Annotated in this window: 20 protein-coding genes; 7 read left to right on the forward strand and 13 right to left on the reverse strand. The window is 62.8% G+C overall.

Annotated features, from left to right (window positions below; all coding sequences use genetic code 11):
- Nucleotides 1-166: 166 nt before the first annotated feature.
- On the forward strand, nt 167-706 hold the full coding sequence (locus AC07VI_RS03905) for a hypothetical protein (protein ID WP_086143749.1): 540 nt from the start codon (nt 167-169) through the stop codon (nt 704-706).
- 68 nt (nt 707-774) lie between these two features.
- On the opposite strand, the gene AC07VI_RS03910 is transcribed toward AC07VI_RS03905, so the two are convergent.
- From AC07VI_RS03910 to AC07VI_RS03950, 9 genes are all read right to left on the reverse strand, one after another.
- Complete coding sequence (locus tag AC07VI_RS03910; protein ID WP_086143748.1) at nt 775-1,758, reverse strand: ABC transporter substrate-binding protein; 984 nt, start codon at nt 1,756-1,758, stop codon at nt 775-777.
- A 313-nt stretch (nt 1,759-2,071) separates the two neighbouring features.
- Entirely contained in the window at nt 2,072-4,066 is a 1,995-nt protein-coding gene (locus AC07VI_RS03915; protein ID WP_492996379.1) for a MacB family efflux pump subunit, read from the reverse strand.
- A 5-nt stretch (nt 4,067-4,071) separates the two neighbouring features.
- Nucleotides 4,072-5,259, reverse strand: a complete 1,188-nt coding sequence (locus tag AC07VI_RS03920; RefSeq protein WP_492995764.1) for an efflux RND transporter periplasmic adaptor subunit — start codon at nt 5,257-5,259, stop codon at nt 4,072-4,074.
- A gap of 91 nt (nt 5,260-5,350) precedes the next feature.
- Complete coding sequence (locus tag AC07VI_RS03925) at nt 5,351-5,692, reverse strand: DUF3325 domain-containing protein (RefSeq protein ID WP_086143746.1); 342 nt, start codon at nt 5,690-5,692, stop codon at nt 5,351-5,353.
- A complete protein-coding gene (locus AC07VI_RS03930; RefSeq protein ID WP_492995766.1) occupies nt 5,689-7,386 on the reverse strand; it encodes a PepSY-associated TM helix domain-containing protein in 1,698 nt (565 codons plus the stop codon). The genes AC07VI_RS03925 and AC07VI_RS03930 overlap by 4 nt, the downstream gene beginning before the upstream one ends.
- On the reverse strand, nt 7,383-7,664 hold the full coding sequence (locus AC07VI_RS03935; RefSeq protein WP_083287002.1) for a hypothetical protein: 282 nt from the start codon (nt 7,662-7,664) through the stop codon (nt 7,383-7,385). Before AC07VI_RS03935 ends, AC07VI_RS03930 begins: the two co-directional genes overlap by 4 nt.
- Before the next feature lie 110 nt (nt 7,665-7,774).
- Nucleotides 7,775-9,973, reverse strand: coding sequence for a TonB-dependent siderophore receptor (locus AC07VI_RS03940; RefSeq protein WP_157792363.1), 2,199 nt, complete (start codon nt 9,971-9,973; stop codon nt 7,775-7,777).
- A gap of 110 nt (nt 9,974-10,083) precedes the next feature.
- Complete coding sequence (locus AC07VI_RS03945) at nt 10,084-11,076, reverse strand: FecR domain-containing protein (protein ID WP_172404641.1); 993 nt, start codon at nt 11,074-11,076, stop codon at nt 10,084-10,086.
- Nucleotides 11,073-11,582, reverse strand: coding sequence for a sigma-70 family RNA polymerase sigma factor (locus tag AC07VI_RS03950; protein WP_086143743.1), 510 nt, complete (start codon nt 11,580-11,582; stop codon nt 11,073-11,075). The genes AC07VI_RS03945 and AC07VI_RS03950 overlap by 4 nt, the downstream gene beginning before the upstream one ends.
- A gap of 290 nt (nt 11,583-11,872) precedes the next feature.
- Between AC07VI_RS03950 and ffh the strand changes: the two genes are divergently transcribed.
- On the forward strand, nt 11,873-13,240 hold the full coding sequence (gene ffh / locus AC07VI_RS03955) for a signal recognition particle protein (protein WP_034746567.1): 1,368 nt from the start codon (nt 11,873-11,875) through the stop codon (nt 13,238-13,240).
- A gap of 431 nt (nt 13,241-13,671) precedes the next feature.
- Nucleotides 13,672-14,067, forward strand: coding sequence for an SWIB/MDM2 domain-containing protein (locus tag AC07VI_RS03960; protein ID WP_086143742.1), 396 nt, complete (start codon nt 13,672-13,674; stop codon nt 14,065-14,067).
- 79 nt (nt 14,068-14,146) lie between these two features.
- Here the strand turns inward: AC07VI_RS03960 and AC07VI_RS03965 are convergent, their stop codons facing one another.
- Together AC07VI_RS03965 and AC07VI_RS03970 are read right to left on the reverse strand one after the other, a co-directional pair.
- On the reverse strand, nt 14,147-14,773 hold the full coding sequence (locus tag AC07VI_RS03965) for a lytic transglycosylase domain-containing protein (RefSeq protein WP_086143741.1): 627 nt from the start codon (nt 14,771-14,773) through the stop codon (nt 14,147-14,149).
- Entirely contained in the window at nt 14,770-16,509 is a 1,740-nt protein-coding gene (locus AC07VI_RS03970) for a proline--tRNA ligase (RefSeq protein ID WP_099374158.1), read from the reverse strand. The genes AC07VI_RS03965 and AC07VI_RS03970 overlap by 4 nt, the downstream gene beginning before the upstream one ends.
- A 204-nt stretch (nt 16,510-16,713) precedes the next feature.
- Between AC07VI_RS03970 and AC07VI_RS03975 the strand changes: the two genes are divergently transcribed.
- A complete protein-coding gene (locus tag AC07VI_RS03975; protein ID WP_086143739.1) occupies nt 16,714-17,346 on the forward strand; it encodes an RNA pyrophosphohydrolase in 633 nt (210 codons plus the stop codon).
- Nucleotides 17,347-17,449: 103 nt separating this feature from the next.
- Here the strand turns inward: AC07VI_RS03975 and mqo are convergent, their stop codons facing one another.
- Both mqo and AC07VI_RS03985 read right to left on the reverse strand, forming a co-directional pair.
- Nucleotides 17,450-19,048, reverse strand: a complete 1,599-nt coding sequence (gene mqo, locus AC07VI_RS03980) for a malate dehydrogenase (quinone) (RefSeq protein ID WP_226935428.1) — start codon at nt 19,046-19,048, stop codon at nt 17,450-17,452.
- Complete coding sequence (locus tag AC07VI_RS03985; RefSeq protein WP_086143737.1) at nt 19,041-19,307, reverse strand: hypothetical protein; 267 nt, start codon at nt 19,305-19,307, stop codon at nt 19,041-19,043. The genes mqo and AC07VI_RS03985 overlap by 8 nt, the downstream gene beginning before the upstream one ends.
- A 214-nt stretch (nt 19,308-19,521) precedes the next feature.
- Between AC07VI_RS03985 and AC07VI_RS03990 the strand changes: the two genes are divergently transcribed.
- The 3 genes from AC07VI_RS03990 to AC07VI_RS04000 all read left to right on the forward strand — a co-directional run bounded on the left by AC07VI_RS03990 (nt 19,522) and on the right by AC07VI_RS04000 (nt 23,658).
- On the forward strand, nt 19,522-19,944 hold the full coding sequence (locus AC07VI_RS03990) for a DUF1841 family protein (RefSeq protein WP_034780276.1): 423 nt from the start codon (nt 19,522-19,524) through the stop codon (nt 19,942-19,944).
- Between the two features lie 100 nt (nt 19,945-20,044).
- Nucleotides 20,045-22,192 (forward strand): T6SS effector phospholipase Tle3 domain-containing protein, encoded by a 2,148-nt coding sequence (locus tag AC07VI_RS03995; RefSeq protein WP_494808772.1) that lies wholly within the window; start codon nt 20,045-20,047, stop codon nt 22,190-22,192.
- Nucleotides 22,192-23,658, forward strand: coding sequence for a virulence factor (locus AC07VI_RS04000; protein WP_086143734.1), 1,467 nt, complete (start codon nt 22,192-22,194; stop codon nt 23,656-23,658). The genes AC07VI_RS03995 and AC07VI_RS04000 overlap by 1 nt, the downstream gene beginning before the upstream one ends.
- Nucleotides 23,659-23,660 lie beyond the last annotated feature (2 nt).

Below are 23,660 nucleotides of genomic sequence, written 5' to 3' on the forward strand. Positions count from 1 at the left end.
TGTCGCTGGCAGCGGACACGTTGCCATCCTGACTAGCCAGTCCTATAATCGTGTCCGCAAAGCAATATTTGTCCACCCTTACTTCACCGCCGATCTCGCCATGTCTTTTCGAAAACTCTCCTGGACCTGTATCCTGCTGGTCGCCTGCACTGTATTAAGCGGTTGCATGAAAGACGCGCCTTCCCAGTCCACGTACGAGGAGTATTTCCGTACCTCGATCCAGGGCTATGACTTGTACAAGGATTACTTCGACATCGCGAAGCTGGAAAAGCTGAACGGCTGGAAAGAGAATGAGCAGTACGAAATCAAGGGCTCGGCCGTGCTGCGCGCCAAGGTGGGCTACCTGGAATTGCTGGCCGATGTGGCCGACAAGCTCGAGGCGCAGGCCAGGACGGACAGCACCGTCGGCATGAGCATGGGCCTGGGGTTGATGGCGCGCGGCATGGGCGGCGAAAACAAGGTTTTCCGCGAATTCTGGGCGCAGCAGCAGGAAAAGAAAGCGATTCCCGCGCCGCTGCTGGCGCGCCAGGCGGCGATGACGGCCGAGCGTTTCGAGAACCTGCTGCAATGGTCGGACCAGCTCGTGCAAGACAACTACGGCGCCATCATCAACCGCCAGCTCAAGAAGGGCGATGAACTGACGCGCATCTATACCCTGAGCTTCCGGCAGACGGAGAAGGGCTGGATGGGTTTTAACGCCCGCTAAGGCCGTCTCCCCATCAAAAAACCTCCGCACCATTGCTGGCGCGGAGGTTTTTTTAATGGTTGCTTGATTTACTTCACATTCAGGCTCTTTTTCGCCTGCTCCAGCAAGTCCGTCTTGACCCAGTCCTTGGCCACGGGCGGTTTCGTCATGCGTCCCACGCCCGTTTTCACCATCACATCGGTGGTCACCTGGATATGCTCGGGCGAGATGTCATATGAATACGGCGAATTGCTGATCGCATCGTCGAAGTCGTCCTTCGTGATCTGGCCGCGGAACACGACTTCGCGCACGTATTTTTCCGCCGTCGCCTTGCTGTCGATAAAGGTTTTCGTCGCTTCGACGAAGCAGCGCATGAATTTTTCCGCCACGGGACGGCGTTCCTTGTAGAACTTCTCCGTCATCACCATGGTGCGCACGGGCTCGCCGATGGGCGTGTCGTACGGCTTTAATATTTCCACGCCGAAACCCTTGTTGATCGCCTGCGACGATTGCGGCTCCGACTGCATCATGGCGTCGATATTCTTGCCCATCAGCGCCTGGTTCAAGTCGGCGTAGGCCAGAAATACGAGCTGCACGTCCTTGCCCTTGGTTTCGGAATACGTCAGGCCCGCCTGCGCCAGCTCGGCCAGCAGCAGCACTTCCTGGATGCCGCCGCGCGTCACGCCCACGCGCTTGCCCTTGAGTTCCTTGACGCTGGCGATCTTTTGCCCCGCCCCCGCCACCAGGCGCGCGCCGCCCTTGGCAAAGCCGGCCACCACGTAGATAGGCGCGCCGCCGGCGCGGCCGGAAATGGCCGCCTCCGAGGCCGTCGCCCCCACGTCCAGCTCGCCCGCGATAATCGCCTGCATCACGTCGAGACCCTTGGCAAAGATATGCTCTTCCACCTTGATGCCGCACTTGGGGGCGATTTCCTTGATATATGACACGGCGCCGTAATGGGCAAATTTCAGGTTGCCCAGGCGCACTACTTCCTGGGCCTGGACGGCGCCCATGCCGAACGCCAGCACGAGGGCGGCGGCGATTCCGGTCTTCAAGGTTGATTTTTTCTGCATCGGGTTCTCCTGTAGTGGTGGGTATGTGCCCGCAAGGGCATAAAACACGAAACACTGCTTTTTGTTATGGGGAGATAGTACCGCGTGTTAAGTAACCCTCGGGAAATTATTGTGAATTTATGACGAACAGAACCGGATGCTGTGCAAGGCGCCCGCTGCGACGCAGTGCGAGCACTGCTAGCTGCGGGCAACACCGCACAGCGCCGGTTATGGAAGTCAGAAATCACAATAATTTATTGGGGGTTACTTAAAGCCAGGGGCAACATTTTTTTGCCGGCAGCCACGCTGCCGGCGTTGTTGCTACTCCCTGTTATTACTGTCCCGCCAGCGCCACCACCGGATCGAGTCCCGACGCCTTGCGCGCCGGCATGAAGCCAAACACCAGTCCCGTCACCACGGCGCAGGCAAACGCGCCGCCGATGGCGCTGAGCGAAAAGATCACGGGCACTTCCCACACAAGCAGCGCAGCGGCAAACGCCACGCCGGCCACGATGCCGGCCACGCCGCCCACCACCGACACCAGCACCGCTTCCGTGAGGAACTGGCGCAGGATGTCGCGCCGGCGCGCGCCCGTCGCCATGCGGATGCCGATTTCACGCGTGCGCTCGCGCACCGTCATCAGCATCACGTTCATGACGCCGATGCCGCCCACCACGAGCGAAACGGCCGCGATCAGGCTGAGCATCATGGTCATATTGTCCTGCGTGCGCGCTTCGGCCGCAATAGAAGCGGCCGCGTTGCTGATGCCGTAGTCGCGGATGCGGTGGCGCTCGAACATGACGGCGTCGACCGCCTTCTCGGTTTCGGCGATGCGCTTCACGTCGTCGGCCGCCAGCACGATATACGTGGGCTCGCGCTGGCCGAAGACGCGGATACCTGCCGTGGAAAACGGCAGCAGCAGCACGTCATCCTCATCCTTGTCGCCAGTCAGCGCGCCCTTCTCGCTCATTACGCCGATCACCTGGAACGGCACGTTGCCGATCAGGATATTCTGTCCCACCGGGTTGGCAATGTCAGGCATCAGCTTGTGCGCCAGGCGCCAGCCCAGTACGGCAACGGTGGCCATCTCGCGCTCGTCCTGCTGCGTGAAGAAGCCGCCATGCGCCAGCGGCCAGGTCTGGATCTGCGGCAGCGCCGCGCCCGTGCCCCGTACATAGGTTTGCACGTCGAGGTTGCCATGGCGGATTACCTTGTTGCCGGTAACGTTAGGCAACACGTGGGAAATGCCGGGCACGCCCTCAAGCGCCTCGAGGTCGGCCAGGGTGATGCTGCGCCCGGGGATGCGCGAGCTTTCGCCGATCGACGACATATATAAGAGGTTCGAGCCGAAAGCGCCCAGCTGCGCCATCACCTGCTGGCGCGTGCCCAGGCCGATGGCCAGCATGACGATCACGGAAGCGACGCCAATGATGATGCCGAGCAGGGTCAGACCCGTGCGGAAGCGGTTGATCCACAGCACGCGCCAGGCGGCGCGCGCCGCGTCGAGCAATTCCGTGCCCAGCGACGCGCCGGTATCATGAGCGGCGCGCGACATGTCCAGCGGCGGCAGGGCCGTCGACGTGGCGGGAATGGCGATGGCGCCCGTGTCCGCGATGATTTCGCCGTCGCTGATCTCGATCACCCTGCGCGCCTGGGCCGCCACCTTGCGGTCATGCGTAATGAGGATGATGGTGTGGCCCGCATCGGCCAGTTCCCCCAGCAGGGCCATGACTTCGGCGCCGCTGCTGCTGTCCAGGGCCCCCGTCGGTTCATCGGCCAGGATGATGCGCCCGCCATTCATCAGGGCGCGGGCGATCGACACGCGCTGCTGCTGCCCGCCGGACAGTTGATTCGGCCGGTGGTCGAGCCGGTCACCGAGTCCAAGGCGCTTGAGCAGCGCCTTGGAACGGGCATGGCGCGCCGCGGCCGGCATGCCCGCGTACAGGGCCGGCACCTCCACGTTCTCGCGCGCCGATTCGGTGGCGATCAGATGATACCCCTGGAAGACGAAACCGAACGCTTCGCGCCGCAGCCACGCCAGTTCATCGGGATTCAGGCTGGCCACGTCCTGCCCGGCAAAACGGTAGGAGCCGTCGCTGGGCCGGTCCAGGCAACCGAGCAAGTGCATCAGGGTCGACTTGCCGGAACCGGACGCGCCGACGATGGCGACGAATTCGCCGGCGCCGATAGCCAAGGTCAGGCCGCGCAGCACTTCCACGGCCGGCGCGCCGTCATGGCCGCCGTAGCGCTTGCGGATGCCTTGCAATTCAATCAACGGCGCCGCCGGACCCGCGTCGCCGGACGGGCCCAGCGACGCCACTTCGCTCATGGCGCTCATAGCTGGAACCTGCTGGCGCCGCCACCGGCCGGCTGCTCGCCCGTGACCAGCAATTCGCCTTCGCGCAAGCCTTGCAGCACTTCCGCGCTGAGGCGGTTGCGCACGCCCACGGTGACGGTGCGCGTGTCGACCTTGCCGTCGGCATCCATCACGCGGGCCGTGAACTGGCCAGGCGGCGCGCCGTCCTCGGTGGACGGTTTCAGGGCCGGCAGGGGCACGGCCAGCACATTATTCTTCGCGGCCGTAACAAATACCACCTGCGCCGTCATCTGCGGCATCAACTCGCCATCGGCGTTGTCGACATCGAACAGCACTGTATACAGGATCACCTTGCTGGTCGACGGCGCCAGGGCCGTGCCGGCGCTGGTGCCGCCCGGCACCGGCGGCGCGGGCAGCACCTGCCGCACCTTGCCGCTCCAGCGCCGCTGGTCGCCGCCCAGGGTGGTGAAGTACACGGGCATGTCCGCGCGCACGCGGCGCACGTCCGCTTCCGACACTTCCGTCCACACCGTCATGGCCGACAAGTCGGCAATGCGCAGGATATTCGGCGTCTGGTACGTCGCGTTCAGGGTCTGCCCCTCTTTCGCATCCAGGCCCACGACGCTGCCGCCCATCGGCGCGTAGATGCGCGTATAGCCGAGACGCGCCTCGTCGGCCTTCAGGCTGGCCTGGGTCTGGTCGATCTGCGCCTTCAGGTGGTCGATCTTGGCGGCCGCCGAGGCCAGGGTGGCTTCCGCCGTTTCCAGGTCGGCCAAAGGCGTCGAGTCGAATTTCGCCATCTGCTTCTGGCGCACGTGCTGCTGGCCCGCCAGCCGGTGCTGCGCCTGCTGGTCGGCCAGCTGCGCGCGCAAACCGGCCAGCGCTGCGCGGCCCGCATCGACCGTGGCTTGCTGCACGCTGGGGTCGATCTCGGCCAGCAGCTGGCCTTTTTCCACGGCGCTGCCGGGCTGCACGTGCAGACGCGTGATCTGGCCCGACACCTGCGCGCCCACGTCGACATAGGTTTGCGGCTGCAGGGTGCCGATGGCCGTGACGCTCGCTTCGATATTGCCGCGCTTGACGGGCGCCGTGTCGAACACGGTGGCCGGGCCGCGCGTGGCCCATAGAACGCCGGCGCCAAACAGCGCCAGCAAGACCGCGCCGCCCAGGATGCGGGCGCGGCGGGAAGGCAGGCGGGCCGCCATCAGGAAGCCACTTTCAATACATTCAAAACATCAAACGGTGTCGCCAGGCGTAAAAAGTGCATCAGTCTATCCTTGAAAATGGCAGTCAACATTACTGCAGGAACGTCACAAGACCTGCCAGCGCGGCGACGGCTGCCAGCAGGGAACTACGAAACAGCAAGCGGGGCGCATACGGCAGCAACAGGGCCACCAGCAGCGCGCCGGCAGAAATAAAACCCAGCCAGGCGACCACGCCGACGGTGGCGCTCCAGCCGGCCACGCAGGGCCAGATGGCCAGCGCCAGCAGCAACGCACCGGCCAGCTGCAGCGCGCGCCGCACGTTCGGCGCCGCGTCGCGCCCCCATACCTGGCCGTGATGACGGTCCATGGCCAGCGAGAGGCTGGCCATGCCCGCATACGACAGACCCAGCGCGCAAAGGATGGTGTTGATCATGACTGTCCTTCCGTATTGACCTGCAGGCTGGCCACTGGCGCTGCCCTGGCGGCGGCCTTTTTCACCGGTTTTTCCTTGCGCTTGTGGACTTTCCACGCGCCCCAGACGGCCAGCAGGCCGAAGGCCATGCTGCCCAGTTCCACGCCGGCGCTTTCCCAGTCGCCGCGCGCGACCTGTGCCATCAGGTTGTCGCCCGTGCTCAGCACATTGAGGACGGGCAGCAACAGGCACAGGGCGGCCAGCAGGCACAGTTGCTCGATCCACGCGCGCTTTTCCGCGCGCAGGCAGGCGTGCACAAGCATCAAAAACCAGACGCCGAAGAAGGCGCGCACTTCCCAGCCGGCGCGCTGCTCGATGCCGACGGGGATCAGGCGGTTGGCCCACAGGAAGCCCACGCAGGCGATGGCCAGGCCGGCGATGGCCGCCACGTTCAGGCATTCGATGACGCGGTACACGCGCTGCGTATAGGCGCCGAACTCGCCGCCCGACTTCTGGCGGCGCTTGAGCATGAACAAAATGGCGCCCGTGCCCATCATGACCGTGCCGGCCAGACCGCAAAAGAAGTACAGCCAGCGCATGGGCGTGCCGCCAAAACCCACCATGTGCAGGTTCGACATGACGGAGCGCGTCAGGCCTGCGCCGCCCGTGTCCGACTCGCCAGGACGGCGCAAGGCGGTCTGCTCGCCCGTGGCCAGCGCATAGCAGGCCCTGCCCGTGTTGGCGCTGATGCGCTCCATCGTATCCGTTTCTTCATTCCAGCCGTACATGCAGACGCGCATGGAGGCGTCGTTCGGATTGTCCAGCACCACGGCGCGGATTTCCTGGCCGATGGCCTGCTCGGCGCGCAGCGCGAACGATTCCAGCGCGGGAATGGCCAGCGGCTGGCCCGTCTTCACAGGTTTGCCCGCATCGTTCCAGTCTGCCAGGAAGGCTTTCTTTGGATTGTCCATGCCGTACTGCGCCGCCACGGGCGCCGGCACATAGTCGTCGCTGTAGAACGCCAGGCCCGTGTAGGCGATCATGAACTGGAACGGCAAGGTCAGCACGGCCACCGCGTTGTGCGCATCGAGCCAAGAGCGCTGCCCTTTTGCCGGGCGGAAGGTGAAGAAATCCTTGAAGATGCGCTTGTGCGTGATGACGCCGCTCACCAGCGCCACCAGCATGATCATGGTGGTGATGCCGACGATCCATACGCCGATGCGGCCCGCGTGCAGCTCATAGTGGAAATCGACGAAATGGTGACCGCCGATGGTTTCGCGCTCCGTTGCTTCGCGCGCATGTTCGATGACGGCGCCCGTCAGCGGATCGAGGTCCGCCGAGCCATAGCCGCCGCTGGGCTGGAACCAGTAGGCGGACAGGCCGTGGCCGGGACGCTGCACGGGCCAGATTTCCCACATGTCCGCCTTCGGGTGCTCCTTCGCCATGAAGTCGAGCGCCAGCTCCAGGCGGTGCGCGCGGTCCGTGACCTTCGGCAGCGGCGGATCGTTCGCATGCGCCGCCTCTTCCAACGCGTGTTCGGGCGTCATCCAGTGGCCGATCGGGTCGTCGAAGACGGCCAGGGTGCCGGTCAGAAAGATGGCGAACAGCAGCCAGGAAATCCACAGGCCGCTCCACGTATGCAGCCAGGCCATGGCCTGGCGCAGGCCGCCCTGCTGTGGCGTTTTCACCACTTTGTCTACCTTGACGGCGTTCATGCGGCCCCCCGCGACAGCAGCAGGCCGATGCCGCCGCACAGGATCGCTGGCAGCAGCATGCCGAGCCAGGCGCGGCGCAGGTCTTGCACGGCAAAGACCCAGATCACGGCGCAGGTGTAGACGACAAAGGCGCTCAGGGTCGCCGTCAGCACGGCTTCGGCGCGCGACAGCGGCAGCACGGCCGCCAGCAGCACGGCCACGCCGGACGTGAGCGCATAGCCGCCGAAAACGGCGGCGAGCACGCGCGAAAACAACATCATATTGGCCGATTTCATCATCGCGGCGCTCCCTGTGGCATACGCTGGCCCGCGCCGTCGCGGGCCAGATTCAACTGCACATCCATAAGCCATGCATCCTTCATCAAGATAGGTCATTCAAAAGTGATTGTTTACAGTTTGTAGTTCAATGTCAGCATCACGTTGCGCGGCGCCCCTGCCAGGTTGCCGAAGACATCGGAATAGATGCTCTGGTAATAGTGCTTGTCGAGCGCATTGTTGACGTTCAGGCGCAGCTCGGCGCGGCTGTCGATCTGCCAGGCCGCGTTCAGGCCCACGATCGCATAGCGGCCCTGGCGCAGATGGTAGGTGCCGTCGCTCGACTCGGTCGCGCCCTGGCCGTACACCGAGGCGCCGACGCGCCAGCCCTGCGCCGCGCCGGACAGGCGGTAGCTGGTGGCCAGCTTGAGCTGCTGGCGCGGATAGCGGCTATTAAAATCCTTGCCGATATTGGCCGGATCGCTGTCGCGCGTAAATTGCGCCTTCACATACGTAAAACCGGCCGACAGCTGCCAGTTCGGCGTCAGCGCGCCCGCCACGTCCAGTTCCACGCCTTCGCTGCGCACTTCGCCCGAGGCGCGCTGGCAATAGCCCCAGGTGCTGCCGGGGCAGGGAGTCGGGCCGGCCAGATCGTCCACGCCGCGGTTCTGCTGGCGGATCTGGAACACGGCCGCGCTGGCATTGAGAGCGCCGCCGAAATATTCGCCCTTCACGCCAGCTTCATAGTTGGTGCCGCTGATCGGCTTCAGGGGCTGCGCATGGACGTCCGTGGCCGCCTGCGGCTGAAAGATCTCGGTCCAGCTGGCGTACACGGAATGCTGCTTGTCGAGGTCATACACGACGCCGGCGTAGGGCGTGAATTCGCGCGCCACCGAATAGCCGGCGTCGTCCTTGTACCAGCTTACGCGCCCGCCCAGCACCAGCGACAGCGGGTCGGCCAGGCGCAGGCGCGTGCCCGCATATATGCCGCTTTGCTCGGTGATGCTGGCCGTGCGCCACTGCGCGTAGTTGATGACGGGGCGCGCCACGCTGCCCGCGTCCCAGTTGTACGGGTCAAGCACGGGCGCGTTCGCGCCCCAGCTGTACGGCGCCCATCCGCCATAGCTGTTTTTCGACGAACGGCGGTGGCTGGCGCCGACCGTCAGCTCGTGCTGGCGGCCGAACAGGCCGTAGCTGCCGCTCGCATACGCGTCGTAGCTGGTGTTGGCCAGTTCGGCGCGGTAGCTTTGCGAATTGAAGCGCAGGGTGTCGCCACGACGGTTGATGCCGGAAAACGTGGTATCGATCTCCGGCGTCTTGCGCGTGGCCGCCAGCCTGGCCTTCCAGCCGTTGCCGAAGCGGTGTTCCAGTTCGGCGAAGATGGTTTTATCGGTCTGGCGCCAGCCGTCGAAGTCGCTGCCCAGGTAAGTCGAGCGGGGCAAATTCAAGAAGCGGCCGTCGGCGGCCGTGACCACGCCCGTCGTGACGCCGTCGTTATCGGTCTTGCGGTAATGCGCACCCAGGGTCAACGTGGTGTCAGGGCGCAGGTCGGCCTCGATGACGCCGTACAGCTGGTGATTGCGGCCATGCAGCACGTCGACAAAATCCTTCTTGTCCTGCAGCGTGACGACCATGCGCCCGCGCACGGTCTTCGCTTCATTGAGCGCGTTGGCGGCGTCGGCTTCCAGGCGGTAGTTGCTCCAGCTGCCCACGCTGGCCGAGAACGACGCCTGCGGCGTGGCCGTCGGGCGCTTGCGCACCATATTGATGGCCGCGCTGGGCGTGCCGCTGCCCGTGGTCAAGCCCGTGGCGCCGCGCACCACCTCGATGCGGTCGTAGATGGCCAGGTCGTCATTGTCGCCATTAAAAGTATTGTTCGCACCGAGGCTGGTGGGCAAGCCGTCGAGCAGGATGTTGTCGACTGGAAAGCCCCGTGCGCTGAAACTGCCCGAATCGCCCGTAAAGTTGCCTTTTTGCATGACCAACCCCGTGATCGACTGCACGGCGTCGTCCAGCGTGGTGATGCCCAGGTCGTCGATCTGCTGGCGCGTCAGCACGCTGACCGACTGCGGCGTCTCGCGCAGCGACAGGTTCAGCTTGGTTGCCGTGTTGCTCACGCCCGTCGTATAGGAGCCGCTGCCTTCTGTCGTCGCATCGCGCCCCGCGGTGACGGAGACGCCGGCCATGGTCTGCTCGGACGCAGGGCCGGCTGGCGCCTGCTGGGCCAGCGCCGGCAGGCCCGCGGCCAGGCACAGGGCCGCAGCCGCCTGCGCCAGCGGGCGCAGTCTGGAAAGATGCGATGTCGAAATAGCAATTTGCAAAGCTTGTGGCATGAAAAATCCTGAAAATGGCGTCATGAGACGGTAAGAAATAGGCGCCTACTCTGTAGGTGCCGCGAAAACTAAAAACGGGCAATCGAACTGTAAATATTTTTACGGGCCTGCTATGGGGCGGGCTCCACCGTCACCCAAAACGGCGTGCGGCTGCGCACCTGCACCGGCAGGGAATGGGGCAGCATGGTCAGGATGCGCTGGGTGTCGTCCAGCGGGAATACACCCGACAGGCGCAACCGGGCGACCTCCGGCGCACAATGAATCACGCCGGGGCGATAACGGGCCAGGTCGGCCAGGAAATCGCCCAGGGTCACGTCGTCGACGATCAGCTGCCCGCGCGACCAGCCGTCGGCAGACGCATCGATGGCGTGCGGCGCGCCGGGCGCGTGGCGCGAAAACGCCACGCCACGCCCGGCCGCCAGCCGCATTGGCACGCCATCGCCGTCGCGGGGGCTGATGTCAACGGCGCTTTCAAACACGTCCACCGTGCTGGTGCCATCGTGCTGGCGCACGGCAAAGCGCGTGCCCAGCGCGCGCACCACGCCTTCGCGCGTGACCACTTCCAGCGGCGCGGCGCTGCCGGCGCCGTGGCCGCTGGCGACGAGGATTTCACCAGCCAGCAGCTCGATCAGGCGGCGGCTGGCGTCGAAACGCACGTTCACGGCCGATCCCGTATTCAGGCTGAGCATGCTGCCGTCGTCCAGCGCCACCTCGCGCCGCTCGCCCGTGGCCGTGCGGTAGTCGGCGCGCACGGTGCGGACTGCATCCCAGGCGCCCGTCTGCGCGGCCAGCAAACCGCCGCCGGCCGCCACGCCCAGCCACGCCAGCAACTGGCGCCGCTTGCCGTTGGCGGCGTTCTGCTGCGTGCCGGCCAGCGCCTGCGCGGCCGCGCTGCGATGCAAGCCGTTGAAGCGCTGCGATACCGCTTCAATATGCCGCCAGGCCCGTTCATGTTCCGGGTCGGCTGCGCGCCAGCGCTGCCAGGCCGCGTGCTCCGCTGCGCTGGCCGCGTCCGACATCAGCACGGTCAGCCATTCGGCCGCCTGCTGCTGCACTTCCTCGTGGATCGCTGCCGGGGCCGTGGATTCTGCCACCGCGCTCATGCCGGCAGCGAGAAAAACACCTGGCGGTTGGCGCGCGTCAGGTATTGCTTGACCGAGCTGGCCGACACCTTCAGGCGCGCGGCGATCTCGGCATAGCTGAGGCCCTCCAATTGCGCCAGCAAAAACGCCGTGCGCACGGGCGCGGGCAAGCCTTCGAGGGCCTGGTCGATTTCCTGCAACGCTTCCAGCGCCAGCAGCCGCGCTTCGGGCGCGGGCGCCACCTCGTGCGGCAGGCAAGCGAGCGCCTGCAGGTAGGCGTCTTCCAGCACTTGCCGGCGGTAGCGGTGCGCCACCAGGCGGCGCGCGACAGTGGCAAGAAACGGCCGCGCTTCGCGGATCTGCGGCGCCGTACCGTTGCTCAGCACGCTGATGAAGGTGTCTTGCGCCAGATCCGCCGCATCGCCCGCATGGCCCAGCTTATGCCGCAGCCAGCCCTGCAGCCAGCCGTGATGGCTGCTGTAGAGCGCGTGCAGGTCTTGTTGCTGGGCAAAATCGGCGGCCGACATGGCATCCCTTTCCGGTCAAGCGCGGCGCGCCTGCGAATGTAAATAAGAATTATTCTCATTTTAACCGTGTTTTTGACTTTCATGCAATCGTGGCATTGCCAGAAATACCAACTCATTCAAAAGCAGGCCAACCGTCAGGCGCTGCTGCGCGGGACCGCCAGCCAACCGCGATAAGGTAAAATGACGCCCATCGTCCGGTTTAGAGCCTCCCGCCCAGTAGATGAATACATCTCCTGCTGGGCTAAGCTCCTAGCGCCGCCCACTCCCAAGCTTTTCATTGCAGGTTCATCATGCTAGATAATCTCACCCAACGGCTTGCCAAAGTCGTCAAGACCATGCGCGGCGAGGCGCGCCTGACCGAAGCGAACACCGCCGACATGCTGCGCGAAGTGCGCCTGGCGCTGCTCGAGGCCGACGTCGCCCTGCCCGCCGTGCGCGAATTCATCGCCAAAGTCAAAGAAAAAGCCATGGGCGAGGATGTCATTTCCTCGCTCACGCCAGGCCAGGCCCTGGTGGGCGTGGTGCAGCGCGAGCTGGCCGCCCTGATGGGCGCCGACCTGGGACCGGAAGCGTCGCAGATCAGCTTTGCCCAGCAGCCGCCCGCCATCATCCTGATGGCCGGTTTGCAGGGTGTGGGTAAAACCACCACCGTCGGCAAGCTGGCGAAGTACCTGAAGGAAGAAAAGAAGAAGAAAGTGCTGACCGTCTCGGCCGACGTGTACCGTCCCGCCGCGATCGCCCAGCTGCAATCGGTCACGGCCCAGGTGGGCGCCGACTTCTTCCCGTCCACCAGCACGGACAAGCCGGTCGATATCGCGCTGGCCGCGCTGGACTGGGCGAAAAAGCACTACCACGACGTACTGATCATCGATACGGCGGGCCGCCTCGGTATCGACGAAGAGATGATGCGCGAAATCGCCGCCGTCCACGGCGCCGTGAAACCGATCGAAACCCTGTTTGTCGTCGACGCCATGCTGGGCCAGGACGCCATCAACACGGCGAAAGCCTTTAACGATGCGCTGCCGCTGACCGGTATCGTGCTGACCAAGCTCGATGGCGACGCGCGCGGCGGTGCGGCCCTGTCGGTGCGCCACATCACGGGCAAACCGATCAAGTTTGCCGGTGTCTCGGAAAAACTCGACGGCCTGGAAGCGTTCGACCCGACCCGCATGGCCAACCGCATCCTGGGCATGGGCGACATCCTCGCGCTGGTCGAAGAGGCGCGCAAGGGCGTCGACAGCAAGGCGGCGGCCGATCTGGCGCAAAAGATCAAGGTCGGCGGCAAGTTCGACATGAACGACTTCAAGGCGCAGCTGGGGCAAATGAAGAAAATGGGCGGCATGGCCAACCTGATGGACAAGCTGCCGGCCCAGTTCCAGCAGGCGGCAGGCGGCAAGAACATGGATCAGGCCGATAAGCAGGTGCGCCGCATGTGCGGCATCATCGATTCGATGACGCCGCAGGAACGCGCCAAGCCTGAACTGATCAAGGCGACGCGCAAGCGCCGCATCGCCGCCGGCGCCGGCGTGCAGGTGCAGGAAGTGAACCGCATGCTGACGCAATTCGAGCAGATGCAGACGATGATGAAGAAATTGTCGGGCGGCGGCATGATGAAGATGATGCGCTCCATGAAGGGCATGATGCCCGGGATGAGGTAAGGCTTCAAAATCCGCTGCGCGGGGCGCCTTGCGGCCGGCGATGCTCAGCGCACTAGAGTGCGCTTGCGCTTCTCGGCCACAAATCATCCCCGCTCGCTGTGATTTTGAAGGCCTTTTTTACGCCGCGTGAGGCGTAGTTCGAATCCAGAAACACCGTTATAAAATAATGCCGGATTGCATTTTCAGGTGTCCGGCATCACGCTCCCCTCCCTCCGCAGTCCCCCTCCCCGCATAGCCAGCAACCATGCCATTTACGGGCAAAAACGCCGTTCTGCGCTCCCAAGCGGTGCGCCCGGGCGACAGCATTGCCATTTCCCTGCTTTTTCCTCGTGAAAACGTGAAAAACACTTGCATACTAGGTAAATCCACACCAATATTAGCCGTGCGATTAATTGCGCAATTTCCCATGTGTTTGTTAAGGAGGCTCGAAGATGGCAACAGCCAAAAAAACCCCAGTAGCAGCGCCAGCCAAAGCAGCAGCAGCCAAGCCTGCAGCCGCCAAGAAAGCAGCACCCGCAGCCAAAGCAGCAGCGAAACCAGCAGCGGCGAAGAAAGCGGCAGCACCGGCAACACCACGCAAGCCAAACGCAGCATTCATGAAAGCGATGACGCCATCCGCCTCCCTGGCAGCCGTCGTTGGCGCAGCACCGCTGCCGCGCACGGAAGTGACCAAAAAGGTATGGGATTACATCAAAAAACTCGATCTGCAAGATCCGGCCAACCGCCGCATGATCAATGCGGACGACAAGCTGAAAGCAGTTTTCGGCGGCAAAGCCCAAGTCTCCATGTTTGAAATGACGAAACTGATCTCCGATCATTTGAAATAAATCAGATACGCGCCGGCTTCAACCGCCGAGCGAGTGCCCCGCCGCATCACTGCGAGCGGGGCATTTTTTTGCCTGCCGGTCAACTGGCTGGCTTGAATTCCCACTGCCGCCACGCCGCCCGCACGGCATTCGGGTACTCGGCCCGCCCCCGGCTGCCGTTGTAGCGCCCCAGCGCCAGGTATAAGTCGCCCTTTTCCATGTCCAGGTACATGCGCAGGATGGCGCAGCCGTAGCGCAGATTCGTCTGCATGTGGAACAGCTTGCTGCGGTCATGGTCGCCGATGACGCCCGTCCAGAATGGCATCACCTGCATGTAGCCGCGCGCGCCGGCCAGCGAAACGGCGTATTTGCGATAGGCCGACTCGACCTGGATCAGGCCCAGCACCAGGGCCGGCTCCAGGCCCGCGCGGCGCGACTCGTACCAGACGGTTTCCAGGAATTCCGTGCGCAACTGGGCGTCCGGCAGCTTGCGCTGCAGGCGTTGCGACATCTGCGCCAGCCATTGCTGGTAGCGCTGCAAGTCGGCGCGCGTGGCAAATTTGGGTTGCGGCGGGCGTTCGTCGCGGATCGCGTGCGACAGGGCCAGGCGGACGGAGTCGGCCAGCGCCTCCTCCTTCTGGTTGCCGGCCTGCGCCAGGGGAGCGCAGGCCAGGCAGGCGGCCAGCGCGAGCGCGCCGGCCGTTTTACTTAGCGATGGGCGCTTCACTGCGCCATTTTGCCCTGGATGAAGGCGACGATCTCGTCCGGCGCCACGCCGGTCGCTTCCGCATCGCGGCGGCCCTGGTATTCCAGCTTGCCTTCTTTCAGGCCGCGCTCGCCGATGACGATGCGGTGCGGCACGCCAATCAGTTCCCAGTCAGCAAACATGGCGCCAGGGCGCAGGCCGCGGTCGTCGACGATGACGTCCACGCCAGCGCCTTGCAGGGCCGCGTACAGCTTCTCCGTCTCTTCCTTGACCAGTTCGCTGCGGTCCATGCCCATCGGGCACAGCACGACTTCGAAAGGCGCGATCGACGCTGGCCAGATGATGCCCTTGTCGTCGAAGTTCTGTTCGATGGCGGCGCCCAGGATGCGCGTCACGCCGATGCCGTAGCAACCCATCTGCAGTGGCGCCGGTTTGCCGTTTTCGTCGAGGAAGGTGGCTTTCATGCTTTCCGAATACGCCGTCCCCAGCTGGAACACGTGGCCCACTTCGATGCCGCGCTCGATGGCGAGCAGGCCCTGGCCGTCCGGCGACGCGTCGCCGGCAACGACATTGCGCAAGTCGGCCACGATGGCAGGCTCTGCCATGTCACGGCCCCAGTTGGCGCCCGTGTAGTGGAAACCGGCCGCATTCGCGCCGCAGACGAAATCATTCATGAGGGCAACAGTGCGGTCCGCCACCACGGTGACCGGTGCTTGCGTGCCGATCGGGCCCAGGTAGCCGGGGATGGTGCCGTAGACTTCCAGGATTTCCGCTTCCGTCGAGAAACGGTGACCGGCCAGGCCGGCAACCTTGCCCACCTTGATCTCGTTCAATTCATGGTCGCCGCGCAGCAGCAGCATGAAATGCTGCTTCGTGACTTTCTCGTCCTTGCCCGTCGTTTCCACCGTCAGGGCGATGGTTTTCACGGTGCGCGACAGATCAATACCCAGCAAGGCTGCCACGGTTTCGCACTTGACGGTGTCCGGCGTGGCCGTTTTCGTCAGGGCCTGGGTGGCGGCTGGACGCGCGCCCGCTGGCGGCAGCGCTTCGGCCGCTTCCATGTTGGCCGCGTAGTCGGACGTCGGGCAGTACACGAGCGCGTCTTCGCCCGTATGGGCGATGACGTGGAATTCGTGCGAACCGGAACCGCCGATGGCGCCGTTATCGGCCGCCACGGCGCGGAATTTCAGGCCGAAACGCGTAAAGATGCGCGTGTAGGCGTCAAACATGACTTTATACGACGCCTGCATGCCGGCCAGGTCGCGGTCGAACGAATAGGCGTCTTTCATGGTGAATTCGCGGCCGCGCATCAGGCCGAAGCGGGGACGGCGCTCGTCGCGGAACTTGGTCTGGATATGATAAAAGTTCAGCGGCAGCTGGCGGTAGGACTTGATTTCCGTGCGCACGACATCCGTGATGACCTCTTCCGACGTCGGCTGGATCGCGTATTCGCGGCCGTGGCGGTCCTTCACGCGCATCAGTTCGTCGCCCATCTTGGTCCAGCGGCCCGTCTCCTGCCACAGTTCGGCTGGCTGCACGAGCGGCATCAGCAGTTCGATGGCGGCGGCTTTGTTCATCTCGTCACGGATGATGGCTTCCACCTTGCGGATCACGCGCAAGCCCATCGGCATGTAGGTATAGATGCCGGAACCGAGGCGTTTGATCATGCCTGCACGCATCATCAATTGGTGGCTGACGATTTCCGCGTCAGAAGGTGCATCTTTAAGTGTGGAAATAAAAAAACGGGAGGCGCGCATAACGGTGAATTCTTTTTAAAAAGAGAGGGTTATAATCAACCTAATTTTAAAGGATTAGCTGGCTGATGCGTCCATACTTTACACAAATGCGCTCAATTGGCGCGATTCCGGCGCTTTTCGCACCCCGAAAAGGCTGCCGGCTTGCGGAGTTGTGGGCAAAAATGTAAAAAAAGACGCGATGTCGCAGAAAGTTTGAGGTGCATTATGCTCGACCGTGAAGGGTTTCGGCCCAACGTCGGCATCATCCTGCTAAACGCCCAGAACGAGGTGTGGTGGGGCAAGCGGGTGCGCGAGCACTCTTGGCAGTTTCCGCAGGGCGGTATCAAATATGGCGAAACACCGGAACAAGCCATGTTTCGCGAACTTGAAGAGGAAATCGGACTCAGACAGGAACACGTCAAAATTGTCGGCCGCACCCGCGACTGGCTGCGCTATGAGGTGCCAGACCACTTCATCAAGCGCGAGATTCGCGGCCATTACCGTGGCCAGAAGCAGATTTGGTTTCTGCTGAGAATGTGCGCGCGCGATAACGACGTCAATCTGCGCCTGACCGACCATCCCGAGTTCGACGCCTGGCGCTGGCATGAGTACTGGGTCCCGCTCGATGTCGTGATTGAATTTAAACGCGATGTGTACCAGCGCGCCTTGCAGGAGCTGTCCCGCTTCCTGACCTGGCCCGTGCATGGCAACGCACAGCAAGCGCACCGCCACACGTCGCGCTACCTGCGCCAGCCCCATGCGCCCCGCGCGCAGGACGCTGCAGCGCTGGCCAAGCCTTGCGACGGCATTGCCGCCGAAGGGTGTACGCCGGAGCTGATTCTGCCGGGCAAGGAGTAGTCCGAAGCAATGAACGCACTCTCCCACGCAAAAGGGGCAGCCTGAACAGGCTGCCCCTTTTGCGTTCATGCCGACAGGAAACTCCCCTGCCGCTCAGGCTGACTTAATTTGCTGTCGGCGCTGGCGCAGCGGCGGGAACATCGAGCGTGATCGCTTTCAAGCCCAGGATATTGCTGCTGTAGTGGCGGATCTTGTTGGCCAGGGCTGGGTCATTGTTCAGCTTTTGACCATACGACGGCACCATTTCCACCATCTTTGCCTGCCATTCCGGGGTTGCCAGGCGGCTCTTGAATGCCGTTTGCAGCACCTTGATCATGATCGGCGGCGCGGTCGAGGCGCCTGGCGAAGCGCCCAGCAGGGCAACGATGCTGCCATCGGCGGCGCCGACGACTTCCGTACCGAACTGCAGCAAACCGCCTTTGACAGGGTCATCCTTGACGATCTGCACGCGCTGGCCCGCGTTTTGCAGGGTCCAGTCTTCCATCTTGGCGTTCGGCAAGTATTCGCGCAGGGTCTTCAAACGGTCTTCCGGCGTGTTCATGACCTGCTCGACCAGATATTTCGTCAGCGGAATATTGTCGTAGCCGGCTTGCAGCATCGGTTTGACGTTGCCCGTGCCGATCGAGGCAGGCAGGTCGATCCAGGAACCGTTTTTCAGGAATTTCGTCGAGAAGGTGGCGAACGGGCCAAACAGCAGGGCTTTCTTGCCGTCGATGATGCGCGTATCGAGATGCGGCACGGACATCGGCGGCGAACCGACGGAGGCCTTGCCATACACCTTGGCCGCATGCGCCGCCACCAGTTCCGGATTGGTCGTGACCAGCCATTGGCCGCCTACCGGCACGCCGCCGTAGCCCTTGGCTTCAGGAATGCCCGATTTTTCCAGCAGCGGCAGCGAGCCGCCGCCGGCGCCGATGAAGACAAACTTGGCGCGCATGGTCTTTTCCTTGCCGGCGGCCAGGTCTTTCACCGTCACGTTCCACACGCCATCGGCGCCGCGCCGGATGTCTTCCACCTGGTGGCGCAGGTGCAGCACCATGCCGTGGCTGTCCGTCAGGTACTTCACCAGGCCGCGCGTGAGGTTGCCGAAATTGACGTCGGTACCGATGTCCATGCGCGTGGCCGCCACTTTCTGGCCCTTGTCGCGGCCTTGCATGACCAGCGGCGCCCATTGCGCGATCTGCGCCGGGTCTTCCGAGTACAGCATGCCCTTGAACAAGTTTTCCTTTTGCAACGCTTCATAACGTTTGTGCAAGAAAGCAATATTTGCATCGCCCCAGACAAAGGCCATGTGCGGCACGTTGTTGATGAAGGTGTGCGGCGCGCCCAGGTGCTTGTTAGCTACCTGATAAGCCCAGAATTGCTTGGAAATTTCGAATTGCTCGTTGATGGCAACGGCTTTCTTGGTCTCGATGCTGCCGTCGGCCGCTTCCGGCGTGTAGTTCAGTTCGGCAAACGCCGAGTGGCCCGTGCCGGCATTGTTCATCGCGTCCGAGCTTTCGGCGGCCACGGAATCGAGGCGCTCGACCATTTCCATCGTCAGCGAGGGGTCGAGTTCCTTGAGCATGCTGCCCAGGGTGGCGCTCATGGTGCCGGCGCCGATCAGCAGCACGTCGACCGGTTTCTCTGACGAGGCCGGAGGGGTCTTGTTACATGCCGCCAGGATCAGGCACGACATCAAAAGTAATAGCGATTTACGCATACGTAACTCCGTTTATGAATACTGAAGGATGATTCTTGCGCGCCACCGTGGCGGCACCATCGCGGCTATCGGCGAATCTGACGAAAAACAGCCAGCGCTCCGGCGCGCCGAGACGGCCGGACAGCTCAATGTCGATGGTGATAGGCATGCTGCCGCGCTCCGGGATAAGCCAGGAGCAAGATCTGGTGGCAAAGGTGCGGGCTATGGACAGCGCGGACATCGTTGTCGGCTGAAAAACCGGCAATGAAATCGCCGTCATGTCCAGTGCAAATATCAAGAGCGGCGATTTTATCACCGTTATTTGGCGCCGCCGGGCTGCGGCGGTAGTGGATAATACTTACTGCAGGGTATTAAATTGCGGTGACTATCGGGTCATGCAAGCGCGTGCCAGACGGCAAAAAGGGCATCGTCGATGCCCTTTGTTTATGTACGCGGTACAATGCCGGCTGCCCTTTAGTCCTAGCCCTTCAGCCATGTTCAACCCCTCTTCCGACGACGTGCGCCGTTTCTTTTGTGAAACATTGCGCAAGCACCGCGCCCATGAAATCCTCACGCCGATGGAAGCCATCGCGCTCGACTGGATACTGGAACACCCCGAATATGAAAACGAGCTCTCCGACGTGGAAGCGGCGCTGGCGCGCGACTACTCCGTCGAAGGCGGCCAGGCCAACCCGTTCCTGCACCTGTCCATGCATCTGTCGATCACGGAGCAGGTGCAGGTGGACCAGCCGCGCGGCATCCGCCCGGCTGTCCAGCAGCTGACCCAGCGCCTCGATTCGGCCCATGCGGCCCAGCACGAAGTGATGGAATGCCTGGGCCAGATGATCTGGGCTTCGCAGCGCTCGGGCTTGCCGCCCGATACGGACGCGTATATCGACTGCGTGCGCCGCCGCTAAGCCCAAGGTAGTATTCTGCACAAGTTTGCTTGATCTGGCATAAGACGTGCAGATAAGCAACACTCTACAGTGGCAACTCCAGCCATGAACAGGGTGTGCCATGAGCGATCCCAGCAACGGACCGGTTAAGCCCGCTATCGATCCCCGCCTTATCATGGCAGGCAAGATCTGCGGCAGCACCAATTTCAGCCACAGCCTGCTGGAATGCCTGCAGCAGGTGCCGTCACCGGGCATCGTTATCTTTGTGCATGGCGTCAATTCCGATGGCGAGTGGTACCGCCAGAGCGAGGAAGGCCTGTGCAAGGGCTTGAATACCCGCCTGAAACGCTGCGATGAGCACCTGGCCTACCCCAGCGTGGAAGGTGGACAGTTATGGCCCGTTACCTACCGGCGCGAATTGACGGATGACGGCTTTATCGACCCCGACCGCACGCCCAACACCTTCATTGCCGACGCCGGGCACCACTCGCCCGTGATCCAGTTCCGCTGGGGTTACAAGGCCAGTGACCTCGAATTACAGGAATACGGCGCTTCCATTTATCTCAACGAATATGACTACTGGGGCGGCGGGCCATTCGCGAACGGCTGTTCTTCCTTGCCTGACCTGTGGGGCAATGGCTTGCTCGATACCTTGTTTCTGTGGATACATATCGAACACCTCAACCCCCTCAACGACGCCATGGTGTTTTCGGCGCCGCCCCGCCCGTATTTTGTGCTGGCCGCGCTGCGACTGGCGAAGCTGGTCGAATCGATACGCAAGGAACAGGCCGACGTGCCGATTACCCTCGTGTGCCATAGCCAGGGCAATATGATCGGCATGGCGGCCGCCTTCCAGGGCGACAAGATGGCCGATGTGCAAGATGCAGCAGGGATCAAGGGCCGCTGCGTAGCCGACACCTATGTGCTGTGCAATCCGCCATACAGCGTACTCGAAGACAACAGCACGGAAGACTGGGTGCAAGGCCAGGAGGCGGATCCGGACGGCAACGTGGGCCGGCAGACCTGCCAGGCGCGCATCGATACCTTGAAAAACTTCTTCAAGATCGTCGGCCAGCAGGCCGATGTGCCGCCGCATTCAGCCGCGCTGGCGCAACTGGCCGCCAACCACGCGCACGGTTTTACGCTGGATAGCGACAGCAACAAATACCGCTGCGGCCCCGTCACCACCACACGCGGCAAGGTCACCTTGTATTGCAATCCGCATGACCAGATCATCTCCTCGACCGCCATCCAGGGCATGGGCTGGCGCGGCCTGTGCGCAGCCGAAATCCAGGCGGCGCAAGGAAAGAATGTATTCACGCAGCGGGTGTTTTCCCAAGGCTACCCCGTCGGCAAGCCCGGAATTTATGATTACTGGAGCAAGCAACACAATCATCCGGAACGGGGCAGCCTGGACTTCTGGGTGCCGCATTCGAAGATCACCGACTATTCCAGCCAGAAAGGGCGATTGGCCAACAGCACAGGAAGCGGCCGCGCCATGACGCAAGTCGCCGCCCTGGCCTTGATTCCCCTGGCGAAAGGAGCGGGCGTGCGCATCAACGCGCTGCCGCCGCGCGACTGGAGCATCCCCGTCAATGCGCCGGCGCTGCCCGAACCGTTCTTACCGCAGGCAGTGCAGTACGGCGTGGCCAGCGAGGACTTCGACCAGCTATACAATCCGCGCGGCAGCCTGCGCGATCCACGGCGCAGCCATGCCGCCGGCGATCCATACCAGGCCTTGAGCGACGAGCAGATAGGCGCGCCCAAGGGCGACCGCGACAGCCACGCCACCATGCTGTACGAAGACCACGCCCGCGTGCGCTTGATGGCCAAACGCACGGGTCGCACGCCGATGGGAGAGAAGGTCAGCGAGGAAGACATGCCGGCCACCGCCAGCGAAGAGCACAAGCGATGGCGCGGCGACCTCATCACCGCCAATCTGGCCGCCAACCTCGACACGCACGCCACCGATCATTCAACCATCATGACCAATGGCATGCATGCGGAAAAGGCATTGGCGTATGACGTGGCGGTGGGGGTAAGCCATATTCAAGAAAAGGCGTTGCGCAAATTGCGAGTGATAGCCGATTGGCGATTGTTGAAGAACTTGGATGACAGTCATTCGCACAAGATATTTTATGAATACTTTAGAACTGGAAAATTCAAGACAATGAGTGTATTCGATTGGGTTCATAGTCCTGGCAGCACTGGCGCGTTACCAGATTCCATCGTTAACAAACGCAGGAACTCGCGCTGGAAGGATCACTGATGCGTGCACTGATCGCCACTCCCCTACGCCGCCTGGCTTGGAGCTGCTGTGCATTTTTCCTGCTTGCCAGCATGGCAGTCTGGTTCGCCAGCCAGTCCGACGCCGCTCCCCTCACCGATGGAGACATGATGAAACGCTATCTCGTGATGCCGTTCTTATTTGCCCTGATGATATTTTCCTTGCTCAGTGCTTGCGCGATCAAGCCAGCCACGAAAGGCGATGTCGCGACAGCGACGCCTGCGCAGCCAGCCAGGCCTTATATGGCCCAGGTGGTGGGCGTGCAATGGCTCAATCCCTTGCAACGGCGCGACTATTCGACGGAGTGGCAATTGTTGTGGACCTTGGGGCTGGCCAAGCCGAACCAGAACGATGACAAAGTCAGGGAAAATCCAGCGCGCTTCAGCAAGGTGCAATCCATCGGCATGATTGCATCGGGAAACGATGGCGAGGAGACCTTCAAAGGCTATCACCATAAATACGTGGATGAGCTGACACTATTGTTCCGTCAATCCTATTTCGCCAATGGCAGTTACTTCTACAACGCGCACTCGCTGAAAGACAAATCGACCCGGCGCGAACTGGCCGGCATCCATATCGAGTATGCACTGCCCGCCGGAAGGCTCGATCCAGTGGAAGCGGGCAACTTTGTGCGCGACAATATCAACGATACCTTCAGCATCGGCAATCCCCACTTCCCCAATTCCTGGACCACGGCAACGCCGCCCGATGTGCGCGTGACGATGGGCGGCGCGAACGCAGGTTTTACCTCGCTGGCGGCGGGCCTTGCATATTTGCAGGCGCATCCCGATAAAACCGTATGGGTGATGAACTGGGACGCGCCCAGCTTTCCGCCCAAGGATGAGCAGATCGATGAAAACATCGCTCTCTTGATACTGGCCGGTCCCGACTTCAAGACGCAGCGCGCGCCGCTGGCCTGGCTGGGCTTCCCGGCAACGGCCGCCGTCGCCGACTACCAGGCGGCGAAAGGTCAACCGCCGCGCGCGGTACAGGCATGGGCGGCGGCCATCGAACAGGCGGCGGAGCAGGCCAATCTCGATACTGACAAGATAGCCTATGTGATCCACGATGCGGGCAATAGATATCCGGCATCTTCCGAGCGCATCGGCTCGCTGGCGCAAAGCCTGACCCTGAATTTACCCGATCTGGACTTTACCAAGCAAACCTTCAACACCTCGGCCCTGCTGGGCGAGATGGGGGCCGGTACGGCGCTGACGAATGTGGCGCTGGCCGTCGCCTATGCGAATCATCAGGGCCGGCCGGTGCTGGTGGCGGGCACGGGCGACCTGGAGGCGCCCGTTGCCGTGCTGGTGGCGCCACCTGCAGTGGCGCGCCCCATCGATCCGGAAAAACCCTGGTTCCGCGCACGCGGCGAAGCTTCAGTCTTTTTACCGTGGTGGGGACTGCGCCACGATGCAAAGACCTTGATGCAGGGCTATTCGAACTGAGC

The organism is Janthinobacterium sp. GW821-FHT03A03 (genome assembly GCF_059421435.1).

Excerpts from the sequence above, each read along its gene's own strand:
- AC07VI_RS03925 (WP_086143746.1), bottom strand. The coding sequence starts at position 5,692 with ATGATCAACACCATCCTTTGCGCGCTGGGTCTGTCGTATGCGGGCATG.
- AC07VI_RS03960 (WP_086143742.1), top strand. The coding sequence starts at position 13,672 with ATGGCAACAGCCAAAAAAACCCCAGTAGCAGCGCCAGCCAAAGCAGCA.
- ffh (WP_034746567.1), top strand. The coding sequence starts at position 11,873 with ATGCTAGATAATCTCACCCAACGGCTTGCCAAAGTCGTCAAGACCATG.
- AC07VI_RS03935 (WP_083287002.1), bottom strand. The coding sequence starts at position 7,664 with ATGATGAAATCGGCCAATATGATGTTGTTTTCGCGCGTGCTCGCCGCC.
- AC07VI_RS03985 (WP_086143737.1), bottom strand. The coding sequence starts at position 19,307 with ATGACGGCGATTTCATTGCCGGTTTTTCAGCCGACAACGATGTCCGCG.
- AC07VI_RS03950 (WP_086143743.1), bottom strand. The coding sequence starts at position 11,582 with ATGTCGGCCGCCGATTTTGCCCAGCAACAAGACCTGCACGCGCTCTAC.
- AC07VI_RS03970 (WP_099374158.1), bottom strand. The coding sequence starts at position 16,509 with ATGCGCGCCTCCCGTTTTTTTATTTCCACACTTAAAGATGCACCTTCT.
- AC07VI_RS03915 (WP_492996379.1), bottom strand. The coding sequence starts at position 4,066 with ATGAGCGAAGTGGCGTCGCTGGGCCCGTCCGGCGACGCGGGTCCGGCG.
- AC07VI_RS03945 (WP_172404641.1), bottom strand. The coding sequence starts at position 11,076 with ATGAGCGCGGTGGCAGAATCCACGGCCCCGGCAGCGATCCACGAGGAA.
- AC07VI_RS03995 (WP_494808772.1), top strand. The coding sequence starts at position 20,045 with ATGAGCGATCCCAGCAACGGACCGGTTAAGCCCGCTATCGATCCCCGC.
- mqo (WP_226935428.1), bottom strand. The coding sequence starts at position 19,048 with ATGCGTAAATCGCTATTACTTTTGATGTCGTGCCTGATCCTGGCGGCA.
- AC07VI_RS03920 (WP_492995764.1), bottom strand. The coding sequence starts at position 5,259 with ATGGCGGCCCGCCTGCCTTCCCGCCGCGCCCGCATCCTGGGCGGCGCG.
- AC07VI_RS03930 (WP_492995766.1), bottom strand. The coding sequence starts at position 7,386 with ATGAACGCCGTCAAGGTAGACAAAGTGGTGAAAACGCCACAGCAGGGC.
- AC07VI_RS03905 (WP_086143749.1), top strand. The coding sequence starts at position 167 with ATGAAAGACGCGCCTTCCCAGTCCACGTACGAGGAGTATTTCCGTACC.
- AC07VI_RS03910 (WP_086143748.1), bottom strand. The coding sequence starts at position 1,758 with ATGCAGAAAAAATCAACCTTGAAGACCGGAATCGCCGCCGCCCTCGTG.
- AC07VI_RS04000 (WP_086143734.1), top strand. The coding sequence starts at position 22,192 with ATGCGTGCACTGATCGCCACTCCCCTACGCCGCCTGGCTTGGAGCTGC.
- AC07VI_RS03940 (WP_157792363.1), bottom strand. The coding sequence starts at position 9,973 with ATGCCACAAGCTTTGCAAATTGCTATTTCGACATCGCATCTTTCCAGA.
- AC07VI_RS03975 (WP_086143739.1), top strand. The coding sequence starts at position 16,714 with ATGCTCGACCGTGAAGGGTTTCGGCCCAACGTCGGCATCATCCTGCTA.
- AC07VI_RS03990 (WP_034780276.1), top strand. The coding sequence starts at position 19,522 with ATGTTCAACCCCTCTTCCGACGACGTGCGCCGTTTCTTTTGTGAAACA.